This window comes from Algoriphagus faecimaris, from assembly GCF_900101705.1.
GTDB lineage: Bacteria > Bacteroidota > Bacteroidia > Cytophagales > Cyclobacteriaceae > Algoriphagus > Algoriphagus faecimaris.
In genome coordinates this window covers 22,501-38,926 of sequence record NZ_FNAC01000008.1, presented here as the reverse complement: position 1 = coordinate 38,926, position 16,426 = coordinate 22,501, and the positions used below count along the sequence as shown (strand labels likewise).

The window sequence follows — 16,426 nt, the reverse complement described above, 5'->3', positions numbered from 1 at the left end:
AGGGACTTTTTAATGCTCATGAGCCATTCGGTGCTTTTTCAAAATATCCTCACCAAAATCATTTCCCTTTTTTCGAAAGACCGTGTGGATGTGATTGGCATTGTCCAGAAAACCCACATTGTCATATTCAATTAGAAAATCCGGACTGTGGATCACGTAATAATGGGGCTTCATGGGCTCATAGCTCCCGATCCATGCAAAATAAACTTCATCCATTCCGCGCGTATGGAGCGTAGCCAAGTGCTCTTCTGCTTTTTCCTTGTCTAGATTTCCTATGTATTCTTCGATTAAATAATGAAGGAGAGTTTGTTGGCTTTCTGTGAGTTCCGAGCCTTTGATGCCCTGAAAATCCTCCAGCCACTGTGGACGATCTGGACTGGTGATGATATCTCCCGGCACGTCTCCAGCCAGTGTAGCTTTTGCTTTTTGTGTTTCATTAAGTGAATTGACAAACCAAAACCCATAATCCTCTTCTTTGCTCAGTGGTCTCAGGCCTGCGTACTGTGTGTCTTCGACTACGGCAGGATCAGAACCAAAAAACAAGGGGGTCATGGTAAATTCATCTCCGGCAACCGTCAGGTTAATGGAAATGTGATGCCCTTCAAATTTCAACCCCCACATTTCATCTTTTTCGGGATCTCCCGATATCAAGAGGTAGTAATTGCCGTAGTCCCAATCGAGTCCGCGGATCATTTGGATGGCATTGTCTGGGATTTGTCCACGACTGTATTGAATTTCAAAAAGTTCGTGAAGAATGTCGTCCACCTGCATGATGGCGAAGGTTTTGAGATAGCCCTGTGAACTGAAAATTCCACTCAATATCTGATGAAAAGCAATCTTGCTTTTTTCTGAAAATTCGCCATAAGCGAGCCCTTTTCGTGCAGCTAATCCTAGAGGAAGATTGGTCCATTCGGTGCGGGAACTGTCTGCAAAGGGCTGCAATACAAGCTCTTTCTGACTTGGGTCTAATGTTTCTAACAAGCTTAATGTTTTGGATCTTAGCATTGGGACCGATTGGGCCATTGTCTCAAGGCTCCAGAATAGTCCAATCCCTAAGAGGAGAAGATTTTTCATCATAAAATTTAATGTAACATGCAACCAAATCATATTCGAGATTCGGCTAAACAAAATATTTTTAAACAATAGTTGGCCGTAAACTCTATTTATACTTTCCAAACTGGCTTTGCAAAAGAGAGTTAATTGACTATAAGGTAGTGATAAAAGTCAAGACTACTAAGAGGAGTACAATTTTTATCTTTTCAGACTGTGGGATGTAAATTTGGTTTATGAGGAGCCCGAGTCGATTTATAGGCTTAAAAAGATAGGCCTGTCAGGTTTTAAAAGCCTGACAGGCCTTTTTTATTTTTAATCGATCAGTTTTCCCAATAAATTCCGCACTTGACGGACGGATTTAATGTTGTAATTGGCTTGGGTATAGGCATATCCCACTCGAATAGTATAGGCATTCTTTGGCATGACTTTAAACGTATCCTCATCGGTCCAGTCGTCACCGACGGCAAGTATAAAATCATAATCGCTGCCTTTCATCAGAGCCGTAGCTGCACGGCCTTTGTTGATATCAGGACGCTTGATCTCTAGGACCATGTTGCCTTCCAATACTTGCAAATTATGACCGCGGGCCATGTATTTTAAGTGACTGAAGAGTTCCCGCATACGCAAGTCTCCCAGGCCACTTTCTACTTTGCGGTAATGCCACACCAAAGAATGATGCTTTTCTTCGATAAAAGCTCCTGGCGTACGGAGAACATAATATTCCATCACCGAGCGTATGTCATCCTTCCAGCTGTCATCCACTTCAGCATAGAGCTCCCAGTCTCCTTTGTTTTCTTTCCTTTTCACCCAGACTCCATGCTCGGCGATCATGTCGATTTGTTGGCCTTTAAACCAAGTGCCGAGGGTGTCCTTGTCCCGACCGGAAATGATGACCACTTGGGCGATTTGACTGAGTCCTTTGATGATAGCCTTGAGTTCGGCGTCCGGTTTGGCATCGTTGGGATTGGCGACAAATCCCGTCAATGTACCATCATAATCCAAGAATAGTACGGGGTTTTTGGCTGCTTTGAAGGATTTTTCGATCTCGTTTAGGACTTTGGTGTCCACGTCTTTGGAGGTGAGTTCGGCCTGCTTCTCTTTGACATGCTCGATTCGGTCTAGGAAGACTTTTACCCATTGGAAAATGTCGTATTTTTTGAGACTTTCCTGCATGGAAGAAATTCTGGCCTTTTGCTCGGCAGGCTTCATGGTCAGCGCATTGTAGATTGCATCGACCACACCTTGCTGATCATTGGGGTTGACCAATACAGCGTCTTGAAGTTCCTTAGACGCTCCGGCCATTTCTGAGAGGATTAATACCCCCGTCTGATCCGTTCGGCTGGCCACGTATTCTTTGCAGACCAGATTCATACCATCCCTCAAGGGAGTGACGAGCGCGATGTCTGACATATTGTAGAAGGCACTGAGCTCCTCAAAAGGAAAGCTGCGGTAGAAATAATGAACCGGTACCCAGTTGAGTGTGGAATATTCCGAATTGATCCGGCCGACGAGCAAATCTATTTCCTCTTTGAGTTCCTTGTAGGACTGAACCTTGTCCCGACTAGGGACTACGATCATAATCATGGAGACCTTGCCTCGAAGCTCTTTGTGTTCTTTGAGTAGCTGGTTGAAAGCGTGAATTCTTTGCGGGATTCCTTTGGAGTAATCTAGCCTATCGATGGTAATAATCAGCTTTTGATCGGCCACCTGTTTGGTAAATTCCCGGACGATGCTTTGGGTCTTTTTACTCTTGGCCTGTTTGGCAAATTTGTCATAATCGATTCCCATAGGGAAAGAGTCCACATTGATGATGCGGTTATCCGCCTGAATGTATCCGCTTTCACTGGATAGTCCGGTAATTCGACCCACTGCACTCATAAAATGCCGCATATCATCGTAGGTATGAAAGCCAATCAGATCGGCACCGCAGACGCCTTCTAAGAGTTGTTTTCTCCAAGGGATCATGCGGATGATTTCGTAGGAGGGAAATGGGATATGTTGGAAAAATGCAATGGTGGCATTGGGTAAAACTTCCCGTAGCATCTGAGGAAGCAGGAGTAATTGGTAATCATGCACCCAGATGGTATCATCCGGATCGGCCTTTTTGAGGATTGCTTCGCAAAACTTCTGATTGACTCGAACATAAGCCTCCCAATGCTCAGCATTGTAGGTCATGTATTGGGTGAAATAATGAAATGCAGGCCAAAGGGTCTCATTGCTAAAGCCCTCGTAAAACTGCTCCACATCTTCTTTAGAGAGGAAAACGGGGGCCATTTTAAGGTCGTGAAGTTCGAGAATGATCTCTGCTCGCTGCTCGGGATCATCGACCGTATTCCCGGGCCATCCGATCCAGATGTTTTCGCCGGATTTGTAGATGGAGCCCAGACCGGTCGCGAGTCCTCCGGCTGAGGGTTTGAATTCAAAGCGTCCATTTCTATGTCTCAGTGAAATGGGCAATCGGTTGGATACAATAATGGTTTTTGCCATAGGTAAGGTATTGCAGTTAAAAACTTGAAAAGAACAGACCTTTTCAAAAAGGTGATTAGCTAAATATAGGAAAAATGACTGGGAATGGAAGGGTGGATGGAGATTTCATGAATGAAAGTGAAAAGCACGAAAAATGGAGTTTTTTAATTTCTTTCAAGAACTGGCCAGCTTTTTTTATCAAATCGAGGACCACCTGTCTGAATCTTGGGCAGTGTGAAAAACAGAAACGATTATGATTTTACTATTCCAAACGGTATAATGGATTCCAAATGGGAAACCGTTTAAAAAACAAATTCGAATAGTTGTGTATCGAATTTGATACAAAAAAGGGGAGTTTTTAATTTTTATAAAAGATTGGATGATTTCAGCTTTAATTTTTTTTCCTAAGCCTTTACGTTCCCTTTCATACCAATGGTAGGCGTTTTTTATATCTAATTCAGCGGCTAAAGATATTTCTAGAAAAAATTTCTTCATCCTTCAAAGAGCTCGTCCTGGGCCTCCTCCCAACTTCTAGTTTTCATTTTCCCTTCTTGAATTTGCTTCAATCTTATTTCTGTTTCATTTATTTGCCATTGGGGGATAGAAGGGCTTAATTCTTCCACAGAAACATAATCCAAGGTCTTAATAAATTCTAGAAAGGTTTGAAATCGACTTTCTTCTATTTCTATAGTGATTTTCATTTGAAAATATTTTTTGCAATACTCATAGTTCGAATAACTAATCTTTAAAATTTATACTTAAACCAACTCCATCATTGCCATTTGCGTACTTAAATATAGGAAAAATGACTGGGAATGGAAGGGTGGATGGAGAATTCGTTGTGGCTAAACATTTTTCAAATAAACAAAAAAGCCTCTCGAATTTCGAGAGGCTTGTTGTTTTATAAATGAAATGCCGACTTGATTTTATCGACGAAGTCTAGTTTTTCCCAAGTGAAAAGCTCTACATCAAGTTTGATTTCATCCCGGTAAGGAGAGAAGAAAGTCTTGGTAACCACTTCGTTCTCTCGTCCCATGTGGCCATAGGCGGCAGTTTCCTCATAAATCGGATTGCGGAGCTTGAGCCGCTGCTCGATGGCATAGGGTCGCATATCAAATAGCTCTTCGATCTTTTTGGCGATTTCTCCGTCTGTCATGCCTACATTGGCTGTACCGTAGGTGTTGACGTAGATGCCCATAGGGGCTGCGACGCCGATCGCATAGGAAACCTGTACCAGCATTTCGCTGGCTACGCCTGCTGCCACCATATTTTTGGCAATGTGTCGGGTGGCGTAGGCTGCGGATCGGTCCACTTTGGAAGGGTCTTTCCCAGAGAATGCTCCCCCACCATGTGCACCTTTGCCGCCGTAGGTATCTACGATGATTTTTCGGCCGGTGAGGCCGGTATCACCATGAGGTCCACCGATCACAAATTTCCCGGTTGGGTTGATGTGGTATTTGATGTCTGAGGTGAACAGCTTTTGAATGTCTTCAGTCAATCCGGCCTTTACCCTAGGGATTAGAATGGAAATGAGATCGGACTTGATTTTGGCGAGCATGGATTCCTCGGTACCAAAATCATCGTGCTGCGTAGAAATCACGATCGCCTCGATTCGCTGAGGGACATTGTCATCGCTGTATTCGATGGTCACCTGTGCTTTGGAATCGGGGCGGAGGTAAGTGATGTCCTTATTTTCGCGTCGCAAGGCAGCTAATTCTTTCAAAATTCGATGAGAAAGATCCAATGCCAGCGGCATGTAGTTTTCGGTTTCATTAGTCGCGTAGCCAAACATCATCCCCTGATCGCCTGCCCCCTGCTCCTCGGGGCTTTGACGCTCCACACCTTGATTGATGTCTGCGGATTGCTCGTGAATAGCAGAAAGTACCCCACAGGAATTGCCTTCAAACATGTAATCACTTTTAGTGTATCCGATACGGTTGATCACATCCCTGGCGATTTTTTGCACATCGAGATAGATGTCCGATTTGACTTCTCCGGCGAGTACAACCTGTCCGGTGGTGACGAGGGTTTCGCAGGCTACTTTGGAACTCGGATCAAATGCCAAAAAGTTATCGATCAGTGCATCGGAGATTTGGTCAGCAATTTTGTCAGGATGACCCTCAGATACTGACTCTGAGGTAAATAGATATGCCATAAACTTGCGTGCTTATACGTTTTTCAAAGAAAGCCCAAAAATAGGGTTTGTGGGGGAAATAAAAAACCATTTAAGGATGATGGGAAAGGTTAGCTCCAACTTTGATACAGTGAATGGCTTAAGCTAAGGATGGTCAAAGTGGCCTTTTCGGGATTTGAAGAAATTGTTGTTTTAAAACTAGAAAAAATACTCAAAACCTCAATCCTGCTTCCTAGCTACTTTTTCATATCCCGCTGCATTTTTAAATACAAGCCTTCAACCCGCTCTCGGGCCCAAGGGGTTTTTCGGAGGAATTTTAAGCTGGACTTGATCGACGGATCATGAGTAAAGCAGCGAATGGTGATGCGCTCACCCAGTTCCTCCCATCCATAATGAGCGACCAATTGCTCTAAGATGGTGTCGAGGCGAATGCCGTGAAGGGGATTGTTAGGTTGATGTTCCAAGGGAATAATGAATATAGAATTAAAGTTACGAATTATTGTAAATCCTGTTTTTCTAACTATCCGATTACTTAGCAAAGGGGTAAAAATTATAAAATATTTAATTTTCACTTTCTTCCTCAAGTTGGAAATATCCAATGGTCCCACTCATGCACTCCAGAAGTATAGCCTCCTTTGACGAGTTTTCGATGACTTTTTGCAATTCCTCCAAGGTATGTATTTCCTGATCGTTTGCTTTGATGATCAGTTCACCGAGAGGCCATTCCATTTCATCTGTCTGTGTACCTTGGTGGATATGGGTAACCACCAGCATGGGTTTGTCCCGATCGAGGATTTTGAGCATTTCGATTTGGGCATAGGGATCCACTTCTTGGATAGCTTGAATGATTTCAAAGCTCAGGGGCTGTACGATCATCCCAAAAATCTCCAAAAAGCTTCTCTCACTCAAAATCGGATTGGAAATGATGCCTTTCTCAGGATTTGGCATGGCTTGGGCTTGCGTTTGGTGAATTTCTCCCGCTCTCAAATAGTTGATGGTGACCTCTTCCCCGATCGGAACGAGCTTCATGACATCAAAAATATTGGTATGTCGGTAAAGTCCCTCTTTTCCGATCACGATCCCATGCCGATCGAATTCTATCCCATTGATGGAAAGTATCACATCTCTCGCCTGAAGTTTGGCCGCCTCTAGAAATCCATTGGATATCACTTGGGAAATAATCACTCCTTTAGCTTGTCCTTGCTTCAGTAAAGGATTGAAATTTTCTGAATTCTTCTGAAGTTTCCCGCCTATGCCTGCAAATTTGGGTTCATTCAGAAGGATGAGGTTTTCGATAATGATTTTCACAAAGCTGGCAGGAGTGATGAAACCGATATTTTCTGCATTGACGATGACTGCAGTATTTACGCCCACTACTTTCCCATCCTCATTGATACTTGGACCGCCGGAGTTTCCCGGATTGATGGCAGCATTGGTCACGTATCGTTCGGAACTAAACTCAGAACCCGAGATGAAATTGGTGATCTCTCCTCCGGTGATATTGGGTTCGGCCATGCCCAGGGGATAGCCGATTGCTTTGATGGCTTCACCTCTTGAGGGACTGCTTCCTTCACGCAACTCCAAGTACTCGATAGGTTGGATCGCCAGTTTTTTAAAGCGAGTCAGTTCCTTTTCGCTGAGTTTGATCAGGGCTACATCCGGCTCGAGTTGCTTGACTAAGCCTACGATTTCCGCCTTAAAGCGCTCTTCACTGGTCAGCATGGAGCTGATTTCTATTTTCACTGCATTGCGGACCACATGGGCATTGGTTACGATATAGCCCTCGAGATCATTGTATTTGACAAAAAATCCAGAACCTGACCAAATACCCGGAATCCGTATGGCGGGATTCAAAACGGATTGAATGTCTTCTTCCAAGTAGCCTTCGACGAGGATCTGCACGACTCCACTCATCATTTGTCGGGCCACATCATTGAGTTTGCGGGTTGATTTGGACATGATTTTCTCTTGAGAGGTAAAAGATAGAAAGCAGAAGATAAAAAATTTTGGCTTTAAACGATTTGTTTTCGTTCGATCAGATCCCATAGATTTCCATACAAATCTCTAAAAACTGAAACCGTTCCATAGCTTTCTTCTGCCGGTTCACGGATAAATTCCACGCCACGATCCGAATATGTTTTATAATCTCTCCAAAAATCATCGGTGTAAAGAAAGAGAAAAACCCGTCCGCCGGCTTGAAATCCGATTTGCCTTTCTTGAGTTTCATTGGCTGCTTTGGCTAAAAGCAAATGGCAAGTGGACCCTGGCGGAGATACTCTGACCCATCGCTTGGTTTCTGAGAGTTTGGTGTCTTCCAAAAGCTCAAAGTCCAAGATTTGGGTATAGTAGTCGATGGCTTCGTCATAGTCTCTGACGAGCAAGGAGAGTTGTCCGAGTTGCTGGGGCATACTAAGTTGAGAATAATTGATATTGTTTTACAAGTACTAATGTAGATTAAACTAGTTTCTAATTGGCAGTTTAAGCTGTTCATCCTTTGAGGTTTCTAAAACCTCGAAGGGTTAGTTCATTCTCTTTACTGATTATGCTTTATCCAATAAAAATTAGTGTTAAAAAATGATGAATATCTATCTGGCATACTTGATTTTAGAAATTTTTCCCTAGTTTTAGTCATAAACTTTTACACTTTTCCAGTGAAACTATGAAATCAAACAATCAAACAATCAAACAATCAAATTTTGGTCTTGGAAGCGGGGATTTGAACTGATTTTACAACAGTTTAAAAATGATAACCGGATTAAGATGAAAAAGTCAATAATTCTATTTGTTTTCTTTGTTGGTCTTCTCTCCTGTAACCAAAACAAATACCCTGTCGGCATTTTCCCGGAAGAGGCGACCAATTTGTCAGTAATCAATTCTCCATTTGACGATGTTAATTCGGATGTACCCACAATTAATCATGGGTTTAAACTTGTTTTTTCATCCAATCGAATTAATTCTCAACCCAATCATTTTAATTTAGTAGAATCCAACTTGGTTTTTTATTGGGATAAGTCAGAGGGATTCTTAAGAGTAGATCGAGGTAATACCCTTTTTGATACCTGGTTGAGAGATTGGGTCAGAAAAACGGAAACGAATTTCAATGAAAAAGGGCCATATACCTTCTTTGATTCGGAAGCTGGAGATATTTTGCTCTTTAGCCGGGACGATGCCGAGGGTGTTTATTCCATTCTTTCCGAACCCCGAGAAGCTAACTCACAGGAAATCGATGGTGCTGAGGCTTCTTTGAGACTAATGGAAAATGGATCGAGTGTAATGTACCCCTCCTTTTATGGAGCCGATTATTTGAAAGGTGCTGGAGTAGAAAGCCAAGGCCGACCTGAAAAAATGCTTTTTAGCTCGGATCGGGATGGGACTTTTGATATCTATGAGGTGGATTTGCCAGCAAGCGGATCGGTGTTGGAATACCTCCAAAGTGCCGAAGAAAAGGATATCCAAAAAATCGGGATGAATACCACCTCCAATGACCACATGCCTTTTGTCTACGGGGACTTGCTGGTCTTTTCCTCTGACCGTCCTGGAGGATATGGAGGCTACGATTTGTATTACTCGTTTCGCAGTGGAGGTGGCTGGACCGAGCCGGAAAACTTCGGCCCCAAGATCAATTCCGAATTCGATGAATACAGACCTGTGGTCTCGAACGCTATGGGGTTTGAAAATCAATTGATGATCTTCTCCTCCAACCGTCCCGGTGGATTGGGTGGATTCGATTTGTATTTTGTGGGAATACCGAAGTTTTAGCCTTGATTCCAAAATCTAACCTTCGAGGTCTGTAAAAGACCTCAAAGGTTAGATTCCTTTAGGATCAAAGAGATGAATGGAAAAGGATTCCTCTAAAAAACGATTGATTTTTTTATCCAAAGACCAAATTTGCAGTCCATTCTCCAGACAAGCTAAAATAATGACAGTGTCAATAAGGCCTTTTCCCTGATTCAACAGCTGGTATTTTTGAGAGAAAAGCCCCGCGTGATATCCAAGATTTGAATCCTTGATTTTTGGTGTGTTCTGATAAAATAGGTCCAGTATTTCCAATTCTCTTTTCCCTTTTGCTCCCTGGACCAATTCCCCAAAAATGATATCCAAGGTACAAACCGATCGCCGGTCCAAAAGGCTCTGGCAGCTTGAAAAATAAGCTGGATTGGCTTTGAAATACTCAATCCAAATGGAAGTATCAAAGATTACTCCCATTAAGAATTGTTTTTATTCCTAAGTTCCTCTGCCGTCCAATAAAAGTCTAGGGGTTCAGCTGCAATTTCCTGAGCAGCGGATCTAATTTTTTGAGTAGCAATATATTCCTCCAAGGCTATTCGGAGCGTTTCAGTGATGTTTTTTGCCTGGGAAAGCTCCATGGCTTCGGCGATCAACTCGTCGGATATCAAGGCTGTTACTTTCATAGTAATAAGATTTTGCCCTAATATACGATGAATAATCGTATAAATGTTTCAATCTATAAAACCTCCGAGGCCTGCAAAAAAAGACCTCAAGGTTGGGTAGATCCTTTGAGGTTTCTAAAACCTCGAAGGATTGGAGTTAGGAATTAAAACCTTCGAGGTCAAAAAAAGAACTCAAAGGTTGGGGGTATTGGTTGAGGTTTCTAAAACCTCGAAGGATTTTTATTAAATTCGAACAGTCTTAAAAAACATCTATGAGTGCAAGTTCATATATCTTCGAGGAAGGCAGAATTTTTCATATTTATTCCAGGTCTGTGGGAAACGAACTGTTATTTATTGAAGAAAGGAACTATCAGTTTTTCCTTGAAAAATATGATCATTTTTGTTCTGGAGTATTTGCAACTTTTGCATATTGTTTAATTCCAAATCACTTTCACTTTTTAGTTAGGGTCAAAAATCCTATCCAAAATCAGAAGGTAGTAAAGGCATTTTCTGATTTTTTGAATTCTTATACAAAGGCATTTAATAAAACCTACTCAAGGAATGGGGCCTTATTTCAGCGAAAGTTCAAAAGGAAAGTAGTTAATGAAGAAAGCTATCTGACTAGATTGATCCTGTATATTCATCATAATCCAGCCAAACATGGCTTTACAGATAATTTCAGGTCTTGGAAATACTCCTCATACGATACATTTTTATCACAAAAGTCTACCAAAATAGAAAGATCATTTGTCTTGGAATGGTTTGGAGGGCTGGAATTTTTCAGAAAAGAACATGAAAGCATCAAATCAGAATATCTTCCTGATGCCCTTTTGCTTGAATAGGCTCTAAGCAAGAAACCTTCGAGGTCAAAAAAAAACCTCAAAGGTTGGGTAGATCCTTTGAGGTTTCTAAAACCACGAAGGATTCTTCAAAAACAGGATCCTCCTATTGCTCATATTAAAGGGACTTTTGCAAACCCTCCAAGATCTCCCGAATCTCCACAATACTTTCCCATTCCCGGTCTTGGGTGCCGTGCTCGATACCGACATACCCATGGTAATCGTGGGAAAGAACCAGCTTCATCATGCGCTCATAATCGAGCTCGGATTCATTTCCGGCATCGTCCCATACTCGGGGCTTGAGGCTGACTCCGGTGGCCAAGGGCATCAATTCGTCCACTCCACGATAGGAGTCGTAGGATACCGCTTTATCATCCACTGTAGCGATACGGAAATTGCCGAAATCAGGCAGGGTTCCGGCAAGTGGATGGTCGGCGTTTCGGATGGTTTCGGCCAGCCATTTCGCATTGGAGGAAAAGCCCCCGTGGTTTTCGATCACGATATGGATCCCATGGGGTTCGGCAAACTCACATACCTTTCGGATGCCATCGCTGACGAGTTTGGAAGCTTCCGCAGCATCAGCAGGATTCTCTGACCAGGCGATATCAGAGTAGCCATTGACCCGAACGGTATGGCAACCGAGGAATTTTGCCGCTTCGATCCACTTTTTATGGTTTTCTACCGCCTGTATTCGGTCACTTTCTGATTTTGCTCCGAGCATTCCTTCCCTGTCTACCATGATGAGCACTTGGGTGATGTCTTCGTTTTGGCATCGGGTGTTCATCTCTTTGAGATAGGTTTTATCTTGGGCTTTATCCATAAAAAACTGGTTGACATACTCCACCGCATGGATGCCATGCTTTTTGGTTTCCAAAGGAAAATCCAAATGGTCCAGCTTTTTACCAAAAATCAGCCGGTTGACTGACCACTCGGCCAAGGAGATTTTGAAGGGAGAATCGGCTGCTTTCATGGCGAAGGAAAATTGAGGTAAGCCTAGGCCTAAGGCTGCGGTGGCTAGGGTGGAATTTTTGAGAAAATTTCTTCGATTGGTCATGGAAGATTAGGTTTATGGGTTATTGAGTTTTGCTAAGGCCCTCCAAAGGTTTTGATTCCTTGGAGGATTAATGAAAAACAAGATAATGATTTTGAGAGATTATGCGTTGCAAAAAATGGGAAAGCAATTGAAGGTTCTTCTTGATTGAAGGAATTATTCTTTTGAAGTCAGCTTTGATTTTATTAGAAGCTAAGGCCTAAACTAACGCCCATTCCAAATGGAACAAAGCTTACCTGATTTTCAGCAGCATCTGAATTTGAAAATGCCACGGTGGGGGTATATGAGATTCTGAAAAAGAAACCTCCTTCAGGTTTTTGATAGCGATAGCCGAGCCGAGCTAGGATATTTTGGTCCCAGTGTATTTGTTCTCTTACATTGTTCGGGTAAGTTTCATCAAAAGAATAGGTCCGATTTCGCAGGGCAAAAAATCCCGCTCCCAGCTCTAAGTGATGATCAGACCTCCCAATAAAAGCCGATAGCTCAAGTGGAATCACGGGTACCCAATATTGATTGAAAATACGTTCACTGCCTTTCCGATAAAGCATGGAAAAGCCCGCGCTCACTTGGAGCTTCAGTCGGTCTTTTTGGTATAGGGTGTGTCCATAATTCAATGCATAACCACCCGAATTTCCTGCAAATTCAGCATAAACTACATTTTTTGCAGTAAAAATTTCATTTTGAGGTTCTTCTTCACTTTGAGCAAATACTTTGCTTTGAATAAAAACACCCAAAATGATAATTGAGTATTTAAGGAGCGACATGTTATTTTAATTTTTTTAAAGTATTTTTTTTAATTATAAATAATTATTTGTTTAGTGAAAATTTTATTTTCTAAAAAAATATAGAGATAATAGGTTCCTGATTTCAAATTATTCGTTTCTAATTTGATTTTACTTTGATTGGAAACTCCTTCTTTGACCATTTTCTGATCCTCATCATATAATACCACTTTAAAATCCTGAAATATCCGAGCATCTTCTTTTGTTTCCTTCCCGTGTTCTTGGTTTTTATTTAAATTTTGGTCTTCAATAAGTTCTATATTTAGTTCGTCTATGGATGGATTAGGGTAAACCATAAAGCTTCCTAACGAGTAATTACAAGGGAAGGTAGTAATACCTGAATATCCTGTAGGGCCACAACCTATGTCTACAGAAAACCTAACTGGACCATACGATGTATTGTATGTGGGTACATATAAAGTAATGGTGTTGACATTACTGGATTGTAAACTCCATCCAGAAGGAAAATACCAATCATAAGAATAACCAGCTTGATGCCCACCAGGTACTATAGCTGTATAAGTATATGTGTTTCCATTGCAGACTGCTGAAGTACCTGAAACGTAAATTTGGGATGAATCAATATCTCCTACTCGAACAGAATAATTTCTTGGATCGCTTAGGTATCGATTGTTTGGAAAAGGACCCGGTTGTCCGTTGGGTATTGTCGCTTGTACTGAAATAGTGTAATTACCTGGAGGGGTGTTAGAAGGGGCGATAATATTTGCAGAAGCACCAAAACCAAAAAATGAATTACTTCCCCCATTTATACTCCAGCCTTGAGGAGCAGTCCAATAATACTCATAATGATAATAACATGTTTCATCATCAAGACCAAGGGGTGGATCAGTTTCAAAGGTATAGGTTTGACCTGGGATGCAAATACTTGGAGATGTTACGGCCTTTATTTTATTTGGCATTTCAACTCTAGATGTAACATGTAAATCCCCTGAGACATTGAAAACGTTAATAAATCCACAACTATTCCCAAAAAATCTAACAATGTAGTCTCCCGGTTCAGTAAAATTATAATCAGAAATTGTATTCCCAGCCCCACCGTCTATTTGAAAATTATCGCTTTGCCTAATGATGAACCACTGCCAATAGGTGCATGTAGCATTTGATCCACTGATAACAGCTTGAGCAGTGTAATCGTGCCCAAGTTCTCCATTTGGATAAAAATTATTAGGACATACAGTTGTTGGACCAGAGATTTCAACTGTCTGGCTAAACAATTGCCCTAAAAGAACAAAATATAAACAAAGGAAAAGTAGTAGATTAAAAATTAGGTTATATTTCATACCCTCTTAAATTATTTAAATAAAAAAAACAAAAAAAGCTCAGATGCACAAATAAAAAGCATAATATTTCATTGTCAACTACTTATTTGAATTAGATCCATTCATATGTACAAAAAAATATTGATTAAAATTAATGTCATTCGATTAAAAACTCTAAAGGTAATTAGTTTCTTGAAATAGTATAAAACAGGAAAAGCGGAAGCACCGATTTGGTATATTTCTATGTTGTCCTGTTTCTGTAGAAGCTGGACTTAATCATTGAATCCTGCTTTCGAAAAAGCAGGATAACTGAAAACTGTGACTGCCTACTGCGTCCACTTTCCTAAACTTCCCACCCCGCACGATACTCCCTTGTCAGCAATTGATTTGCTGCTTCATCATTGGTGATTTTGACCAAGTTGGCATCAAAATCTATCTTTTTGCCAGCGCGCAAGGCGATTGCCCCCAGATTGATGGTGTCGGTAATGCACTGAGCCCGAGTAAAACTGCCTGGTGTCTGTTGCTTTTCCAGCATGGCATCCACCCATTGATCAGTTTTTCGTTCCACTTCCCGGGAATTGATCCGTTCTGAATCACGGCCTGCCATCATGGTACTTTCTGGTAAAAGCACCGGATTTTCACCACGGAATCCGCCCAGGATTTTCCCTTTGGAACCCACGATCAGCAAACCTTCTTCCGGTGTGTCTTTTCCATCAACTTCCAATTCTTCACAGGCAAAAGGCTTCATTCCCCCATCATACCAGAAAAGGTCAAAAGCGGGCAACTTCTCTTGGGCTGGAAAGTTCCACTTGATGGTACAGCTGGCTGGGAAAGCTACGTCATTTTTGACCCATTGATAGACCTGATTGACTTCCTCTCGGGTAGTCGTACCAAAAGCCCGGGCGGAAACAGGACTTCGGTCGATGCCTAAAGTCTCAAAAAGTGGAAACAAGCTGTAATGTCCCATATCCGCCACCGATCCTCCACCAAACTCGTACCAGCCACGGAAGACATTGTGCGTATAGTTTTTGTGATAGGGCATGTCTGGCACCGGGCCGAGCCAAAGTTCCCAGTTTAATCCTTCGGGAATAGCCTGAGATTCAGTTGGTCTCTTGGTCCACTGCTGCCAGACGGGTCGATAAGACCAGTTGTGGATTTCTTGCAATTCCCCGATCAGTCCGGCATCCATCCATGCCTTGATCTGTCGGTATTCGGGTCGGTCGGACCAAGCCAACAAATGCGTGACCAAGCTGGTTTCTTTAGCTCTTTGGATGACTTTTCGCCCTTCGATAAGTCGGTTGGCGATGGGTTTGTGGGTGACTACGTGCATTTTCTGGTCCATGGCCGCTAAAGCGATCGGCCCATGGGTATGGTCAGGAGTCATAATTTTGACGGCGTCGATGCCCTTTTCCTTGGCAAAAAGCTCCCGATAGTCCTCGTAGCTGGCGCAACCCTTGTATTTACCGGAGGGTTTGTTTTTGGCGTAGAATTTTTCCACATATTCCTGTCCGATGTCCCGGCCACCCGGGATTCCGGGCTTTCCTTCCCACCAGGATTTATCGCCTAAGGTCTCACGGATTCCGTCCCGAATGCCATAGGGCGACCAATCGAAGTAGTCGGTAGAGAATTTATTTACATCGCAGACGGCTACCACCCGCACTTTGGGATTTTGCAGTAGGCTTCCCATCTCCCGTAGTCCCTGCGTTCCGCAACCGATATTGGCTACCGTCAATTGATCGGATGGAGGAATTTTCCCCAGTCCGGCGATGACGTTTGACGGAACGATGGTAAAAGAAGCAGCAAAAGTGGCTGCTGAAGCCAGAAAATCCCGGCGGTTGAGGTGATCAGGTAGAGGCATTATTAAGGTTTTTTGGGTTTGAATGGGAATTTAAGGAATTCAGGGAAAAAAGAGAATTTTTGTTGTCCTTCTTCTCCAGAAGCCAGACTGCTTAAGCCGATGAATAGAAAACCCTGCTTTCTGAAAAGCAGGAAAAGCAGCAATAGTAAAAAATTCCCAAATTTTTATAGGATTTATTGTGGACTAGTCTTATAATTGATTCTTAATAATTCGTCAATCTTTTTCAGCGTAAAATGAAAACTAATTTAACACCCCCCCCCACTCCTTCCATTTTATTTCTTTCTTGAAGGATAAGAGAAGTCTTTTGCGCCTTTGCGCTATTGCCTGTTTATCAGTCCTCCTATTGATAGGGTTCTCCTGTATTCAGGAGGATGATGTACAGATTTCCGAGAAACAGGAATTCAGCCCGGAGATCCAAAAAGTAAAGTCTTGGTATGAAAAGAATAAGGTGCTTTTGCATCCCAAGCCGGGTTCAGCCCATGCCCGCGAGTTTAGCCATGATTTGATTTTACCCTTCTTCGAAAAAGAGCCGGATTGGGAAGATTTTTATTCTTATCAATTCCCGGACGGAA

17 protein-coding genes are annotated in these 16,426 nt (G+C 42.3%); 3 read left to right on the top strand and 14 right to left on the bottom strand.

Going from position 1 to position 16,426, the window contains the following annotated elements; all coding sequences use genetic code 11:
- Window positions 1-9 precede the first annotated feature (9 nt).
- From BLQ57_RS05780 to BLQ57_RS05745, 8 genes are all read right to left on the bottom strand, one after another.
- The gene (locus BLQ57_RS05780; protein ID WP_394331256.1) at window positions 10-1,023 is read right to left on the bottom strand and encodes a DUF3500 domain-containing protein; all 1,014 of its coding nucleotides are present in this window, start codon (window positions 1,021-1,023) and stop codon (window positions 10-12) included.
- A gap of 342 nt (window positions 1,024-1,365) precedes the next feature.
- A complete protein-coding gene (locus BLQ57_RS05775) occupies window positions 1,366-3,540 on the bottom strand; it encodes a bifunctional alpha,alpha-trehalose-phosphate synthase (UDP-forming)/trehalose-phosphatase (RefSeq protein WP_087938385.1) in 2,175 nt (724 codons plus the stop codon).
- A gap of 177 nt (window positions 3,541-3,717) precedes the next feature.
- Entirely contained in the window at window positions 3,718-4,014 is a 297-nt protein-coding gene (locus BLQ57_RS21650; protein WP_087938384.1) for a type II toxin-antitoxin system RelE/ParE family toxin, read from the bottom strand.
- Complete coding sequence (locus tag BLQ57_RS05765) at window positions 4,011-4,220, bottom strand: addiction module protein (RefSeq protein WP_087938383.1); 210 nt, start codon at window positions 4,218-4,220, stop codon at window positions 4,011-4,013. Before BLQ57_RS05765 ends, BLQ57_RS21650 begins: the two co-directional genes overlap by 4 nt.
- A gap of 200 nt (window positions 4,221-4,420) precedes the next feature.
- Window positions 4,421-5,674, bottom strand: coding sequence for a methionine adenosyltransferase (gene metK / locus BLQ57_RS05760; protein ID WP_087938382.1), 1,254 nt, complete (start codon window positions 5,672-5,674; stop codon window positions 4,421-4,423).
- Window positions 5,675-5,889: 215 nt separating this feature from the next.
- A complete protein-coding gene (locus tag BLQ57_RS05755) occupies window positions 5,890-6,117 on the bottom strand; it encodes a VF530 family protein (RefSeq protein WP_205635613.1) in 228 nt (75 codons plus the stop codon).
- A 97-nt stretch (window positions 6,118-6,214) separates the two neighbouring features.
- Window positions 6,215-7,612 carry a S1C family serine protease gene (locus BLQ57_RS05750; RefSeq protein ID WP_169712717.1) on the bottom strand — a complete coding sequence of 466 codons (1,398 nt, stop codon included), beginning with the start codon at window positions 7,610-7,612 and terminating at the stop codon, window positions 6,215-6,217.
- 53 nt (window positions 7,613-7,665) lie between these two features.
- The gene (locus BLQ57_RS05745; protein ID WP_087938467.1) at window positions 7,666-8,061 is read right to left on the bottom strand and encodes a VOC family protein; all 396 of its coding nucleotides are present in this window, start codon (window positions 8,059-8,061) and stop codon (window positions 7,666-7,668) included.
- A gap of 352 nt (window positions 8,062-8,413) precedes the next feature.
- On the opposite strand from BLQ57_RS05745, the gene BLQ57_RS05740 reads away from it, so the two are divergent.
- On the top strand, window positions 8,414-9,412 hold the full coding sequence (locus BLQ57_RS05740; RefSeq protein WP_087938380.1) for a PD40 domain-containing protein: 999 nt from the start codon (window positions 8,414-8,416) through the stop codon (window positions 9,410-9,412).
- A 48-nt stretch (window positions 9,413-9,460) separates the two neighbouring features.
- On the opposite strand, the gene BLQ57_RS05735 is transcribed toward BLQ57_RS05740, so the two are convergent.
- Window positions 9,461-9,859: a PIN domain-containing protein gene (locus tag BLQ57_RS05735; RefSeq protein WP_087938379.1), complete on the bottom strand. Its 399-nt coding sequence runs from the start codon at window positions 9,857-9,859 to the stop codon at window positions 9,461-9,463.
- Entirely contained in the window at window positions 9,859-10,065 is a 207-nt protein-coding gene (locus tag BLQ57_RS05730) for a type II toxin-antitoxin system VapB family antitoxin (RefSeq protein WP_087938378.1), read from the bottom strand. Before BLQ57_RS05730 ends, BLQ57_RS05735 begins: the two co-directional genes overlap by 1 nt.
- 251 nt (window positions 10,066-10,316) lie before the next feature.
- Here BLQ57_RS05730 and BLQ57_RS05725 point away from each other — a divergent pair, with 251 nt between their 5' ends.
- Window positions 10,317-10,886, top strand: coding sequence for a transposase (locus BLQ57_RS05725; RefSeq protein WP_087938377.1), 570 nt, complete (start codon window positions 10,317-10,319; stop codon window positions 10,884-10,886).
- A 115-nt stretch (window positions 10,887-11,001) separates the two neighbouring features.
- Here the strand turns inward: BLQ57_RS05725 and BLQ57_RS05720 are convergent, their stop codons facing one another.
- From BLQ57_RS05720 to BLQ57_RS05705, 4 genes are all read right to left on the bottom strand, one after another.
- The gene (locus BLQ57_RS05720) at window positions 11,002-11,937 is read right to left on the bottom strand and encodes a TIM barrel protein (protein ID WP_087938376.1); all 936 of its coding nucleotides are present in this window, start codon (window positions 11,935-11,937) and stop codon (window positions 11,002-11,004) included.
- A gap of 182 nt (window positions 11,938-12,119) precedes the next feature.
- Entirely contained in the window at window positions 12,120-12,698 is a 579-nt protein-coding gene (locus tag BLQ57_RS05715; RefSeq protein ID WP_087938375.1) for a hypothetical protein, read from the bottom strand.
- Between the two features lie 29 nt (window positions 12,699-12,727).
- The gene (locus tag BLQ57_RS05710) at window positions 12,728-14,017 is read right to left on the bottom strand and encodes a T9SS type A sorting domain-containing protein (protein ID WP_087938374.1); all 1,290 of its coding nucleotides are present in this window, start codon (window positions 14,015-14,017) and stop codon (window positions 12,728-12,730) included.
- Window positions 14,018-14,339: 322 nt separating this feature from the next.
- Window positions 14,340-15,854 carry a Gfo/Idh/MocA family protein gene (locus BLQ57_RS05705; protein ID WP_087938373.1) on the bottom strand — a complete coding sequence of 505 codons (1,515 nt, stop codon included), beginning with the start codon at window positions 15,852-15,854 and terminating at the stop codon, window positions 14,340-14,342.
- A 283-nt stretch (window positions 15,855-16,137) separates the two neighbouring features.
- Here BLQ57_RS05705 and BLQ57_RS21100 point away from each other — a divergent pair.
- A partial coding sequence (locus BLQ57_RS21100; protein ID WP_175444648.1) for a hypothetical protein occupies window positions 16,138-16,426 on the top strand: 289 nt, incomplete at its 3' end.